At 59.0% G+C, this 4,596-nt stretch carries 1 protein-coding gene and 1 pseudogene; both read right to left on the bottom strand.

Annotated features, from left to right (window positions below):
- A pseudogene (locus ACCQ08_RS25835) lies at nucleotides 1-505 on the bottom strand (hypothetical protein); the annotation flags it as partial.
- Nucleotides 506-517: 12 nt separating this feature from the next.
- Nucleotides 518-4,420: a hypothetical protein gene (locus tag ACCQ08_RS25830; protein ID WP_373451370.1), complete on the bottom strand. Its 3,903-nt coding sequence runs from the start codon at nucleotides 4,418-4,420 to the stop codon at nucleotides 518-520.
- Between the last annotated feature and the right edge of the window lie 176 nt (nucleotides 4,421-4,596).

Here is a 4,596-nt window from a genome sequence, read left to right as displayed (position 1 = left end):
GTGTGATCCCATCCACCCGAAAGCTGGTTACTGGCGTTTTGGGACCATAGAGGTAATTCCACAGCGAAGGCCGTGAGGCGCGCAGCGAGCGGTCAATGGGTGGGCTCAAGTCCTCCCCGGTGTCCGCATCCCTCACGGTCAAAGTGAGTCGGTTGCCAATAGGGTTGTGCACCGCAATCCCAGAGACAAAGCGCATAAACAGCACATATTTGGCCGACCCCTTGCGCCCTACCCCTGCGGTTTGCACTTCGTTGTCAAATGGCGCCCAGCGGTTGCTGGGCCGCATGTCCTCCCACGCGCGCTGGTCGATGTTCGGTGGCACGGTAGCGTCGGCGGGAACCACAGCGCACTTCCACACGCGCCGCTGATAAACCCGCTCGGCACCTACTGCCACCACCTGGCCTGATGTCCATGCCACCTCACCAGCTACAGCGTCCACCTCGGGCACGGAGCCCGGGCGGAACGCTGCATCTGTGATGGGAATGGGGACTAGGACAATTGCCATGTCCCTTCCTTTCTACTGTTGAAGGCGAACCCGATTCACAACCTCAGCGGTTATGACCGATCCGCCATTGGTGACACGATCCAAGTTGTCGGACAGCTTGCGGGCGTGTTCATTGACCGATACCACCACAGCCTCCACACGCAAGAGGATTGCCTCTACACGCGCAGCCCCTGCGGCAGTATCTGGACCACGAGACTGGCCGCGAACCGCCTCCATCAACGCACGGTTCTCGGCGGCAGGGATGATCCGCTCACCCTTGTGGATGTCAGCCGTCATGTCGTAGGGCACGTAGTTCGTGCCAACAGCGAATGACTTGCGCCTCACCCACAGGCCTTGCTTTTCGTCCCAGTCGTAGCGCGAGCCGAAAGCTCCTTGACCCGCCTGCATGCTGGCCCACTGCTCAGCGGTCAGGTTGCCCGTCCCAACGAGCAGATGACCATCCCACACGTACTCCCCAGGGGCGTACTGCTCGACAGTGCCATCCGACCATTTGGTGCGGCCATCGGCTGTGAAGCCGACCACCTCTCGGCGTTTGGTGCCAGAAACCGTGCCGCCCAATACCGCGCCACCACTTGGACGGGTGCTTCCAGTGCCACCCAAACCAGCCTTCTCGGCTTCTTCCTTGCGGATGCGCTCCTGCTCCTTGGGATCCAGCAGCTTGTAGAGCGCATTGACAGCGTCAGTAACGCTGAGCGTTGCATCTACCTGGTCTTCACCGAAGGTCTGCCAGAAGGTCTGGATATCGTCCAAGCGCTTGAGCTGCGAGGTAGCCAAGTCGATTTGCTTTTGCGCATCGGTCTTGGCCAGCTCTGCAAACTCGCCCAACTCGTCCAACTGGCCTGCAAGCACCTTCTTGTCGTAGTCCAGCTCCGCCTGGGTGGCGTAGTTGTCCATGACGAGGCCGCCCGTGGCCGCATTGATCGCGCTTTGCGTCTGGTCGTAGTCACCAAAGCCCAGGCCTCGGCGGGCGTTCTCAAGCGCTTGCTCAATGAACACCATGCCGGCCGCAGCCTGCGAATTGGCCATGTCATCCAGGCCAGCGCGCAGAGACTTGGCACTGCCCGCAAACAAGTCCACATAGCTCGATGCCTTGGTGAAGGCATCCTTAGCATCTGCGCCGAACTGGGTCCAATACTCCTTTTCACGGGAGATAGCGGCTTGCAAGTTCTGCTGCGCCAGCGTCTTGGCTGCTTCATCGGCCTTGGCCTTGTCCTCGGTGTCCCAGATCTCAACCTGCAGCTTCACCAGCTCTGGATCGTTGTACTTCTCCAGTTCCTTGATCTGCTTGGAGCGCTCCAGGCGGGTTGCCTCCGTATCGTTACCCTTGGCGCGCAGCAGTTGAATCTGCAGATCACCCTTGAGCGACGCGATGTTCTCGGCCGACGTGTAGATCATGTCGAACACATCCACCAGGCCCAACAGGCTGGCAAAGAGCTTTTGACCCTCTTCCGTGCTCCTGTCGATGCCGTTGATGTATTCCTTGAACGCCTCACGGCTGGCAGGCATGGTCTCGATGCCAAGCTTCTTGAGCTGGTCATTGAGCAGGCGCGTCTGGTTCTTTACCTTCTCTTGATCGGTGTAGAACTTCTCGTAGTAGTTACCGGTCGCTGCCGAAAACTTATCCGCACCTCCAAAGGCGTCGATGATGTCCGAGGCCATATCAGCGCCGGCCAGCGAGGTGTCCATCAGCGTCACACCCAACAGGTCGAAGACGGTATTCACGCTCAGGAGCGAGTCAGATAGGCGGGTGAGCGCCTGAACAGCGGTTTCGCCGGTTCGCACGTACTCGCTCATAACGAACACCTGCTCGGTAATCGTCTCCGTCACCTCCCGCCCCACGCGGCCATACTGCTGGGTGTCGCCGTCAGAGGGCAGCTCCACGTTGTCCCAAACCGTGCGGGTGACTTCGCGGGTCTGCTCCTCCCAGTTGCCCAGCACAGAACGGGCCAGCTCTTCATTGGCTTGCGCCAATGCGGCCTGGATCTTGGCAGTGGCCTCCTCTTGCGTGAGGCCCGTAAGCTCCAAGCCCTTTCCACCCGTATCTGGATGGATCTCATCGAGGCCCAGCGTCACTTTCATGGCGCGGATTGCATCACCATCAAGACCCAGGCTGTCAGCCCGAGCTGCCGTGTCCTCGCGCATGCCCATGAAGGCATCCTGCAGAACCTTGATGGGTCCCTTGGAGCCTTCAATGGCCCCGTCGTACTGCGAGAGCATGTCCAAGCGGCTGTACTGCTGCTGGATTTGGCGCTCACGGTAAGCGTTTCGGGCATCGTTCGGGTTGTCGGCGATCTCCTTTTTGAGGCGCTCGATCTCTGCCTTGGACTTCTCGATCTCCTTCTCTGCCACCAGGTAGCGGTACTTAGGACCGCCAAAGAGGCTGCCGCTTTCGCGCATCAACTGATAACCATAGAGATCGCCGCCCAGCTCGCCAGTGATGCCGCTACCAACCTGCTTTTCCTCCTTGAACATGCCACCCAGATAGGCTGCGATCAGTGGCACAGCCATGACCCAGCCGCCAGATGCAACCCATTGGGAAGCACTGGAAGCCCAGGAGGCCTGTGGCGCTGCCGCCCCTAAGCTGCCAGTCACCGGAGTGGTCACTGCGCCAGATGCCTGAACACCGGCTGCACCCCATTGCGCGCTACCACTCCCCCACCCCGCCAAATTGGCTAAATAGCGAGAGCCTTGGCCAACAAGACCTTCTCCCGTATACAGGTTGTAGCCAGTAGACCCAGCGCTGATGAGGTTGCCAACATTGCCGCCGGCAGAACCATCAGAACCGCCTCCGAACAAGCTTGCCAGCCATCCAGCGCCAGCACCGATTAGGCCCGTGACGTTCGCCGCGACGTTCATCACGAACTTCTGCGCGAATGCTTTGTAAAGGGCATCGGACGCAGAGGTCAGAATCGTGGTCTTGAGCGACTTCCCGAAGGCCTTGAGGCCGTCCGCTCCGTTGTTCACGAAGTCGGCAAAGCCCTGCCGGAAGATATCGTTGTACTTCTCGGCGTTCTTTACCGCGTACTCCTCCTGGATCCTGCCGATGGCCACCTGAGTGTCCACTTCCGCCTTCTCCCAGATCAGCTTTCGGCGGGCCGCCTTCTCGCGCTCGTTGTCGTCGCTGTTGTCGCTGTATTTGGTCTTGTCCACCTCGGCAATCTGCTTGGCCACATCCAGCGTAATCTTGCGAACGGCCAGGATCTTGCGACGGGCGGCCTCATCCATCCCCAAAAGAGAAAGGCCATCCTGTTGGATGGCCAGTTCTTCTTTTGCAGCGTCTAGTGACTTGCCCATGGTCTCGCTGAACTTCTTGAAGTCCAGCTTCTCCAGCCCTGCAATCACGGCCTGTTGGCCCGCAATCTGTTTGTCCAACGCGGCCATGTACTCAGGATTTGCGATCAGGCCCATGTCGGCCTTCTGCTGCTGCAGCTTGGCCAACGTCATGCGCTCGATCTCTACCCGGGCCTTGCCGTAGACGCTCAAAGACGCTTCGAGGCGCGCAGCTTCCTCAGCGGTTGCATCAGCGCTCTTATACATGCTGGCAATCAGCTTCTTCTTGGCTTCTTCTTGCTCCTGCTCGACTTTCGCACCGTCTTGCAGCTCTATGCGATAGCGTTCACGCGTCACGATCTGCTTGGCCAGCGCAATCTCTTTGTCCTTTTCCGCCTTTACAGTTGCGCTTGAGGCTTCGTTGCGCTGAGCCTCAAGCTTGAACAGGATGGCTTCGGCCTTGGTGAGCTTTTCTGCAGCTGCACCCCGCTTTTCATAGCGAAGAATCAACTCCTCTTCTTCGGCTAGCAGAGCCTTAAGCTGCGACATGCCGTTTTCCGAGCGAGTCATGCCTTTAGAGCCAGACTTCTCATCCTTAAATTGATCGCGGAGGCTGGCTTCGACCTTGGCCATCTCCTTGGCCATTTCTGCGCGCTTCTTTATATCCTCCTGCGGGACAAACGCCAGCCTATTGTTGTATTCCTCCCGAGCTGCAGTAAGCGCCCGGGTGAGCTTCTCTGACTTGCTCAGGTGCTGGTCCAGAGTCTCCTGCCACTTGATGGATGCCTGAGTGGCTTTTACGCCCTGCTCCTGAGCAAGAG

Origin of the sequence: Comamonas sp. SY3 (genome assembly GCF_041730275.1) — a bacterium.
In the GTDB taxonomy this organism is placed as follows: domain Bacteria; phylum Pseudomonadota; class Gammaproteobacteria; order Burkholderiales; family Burkholderiaceae_C; genus Comamonas; species Comamonas sediminis.
Note: the sequence above shows the minus strand (reverse complement) of the source record. Positions and strands in the feature narration are given on the sequence as shown.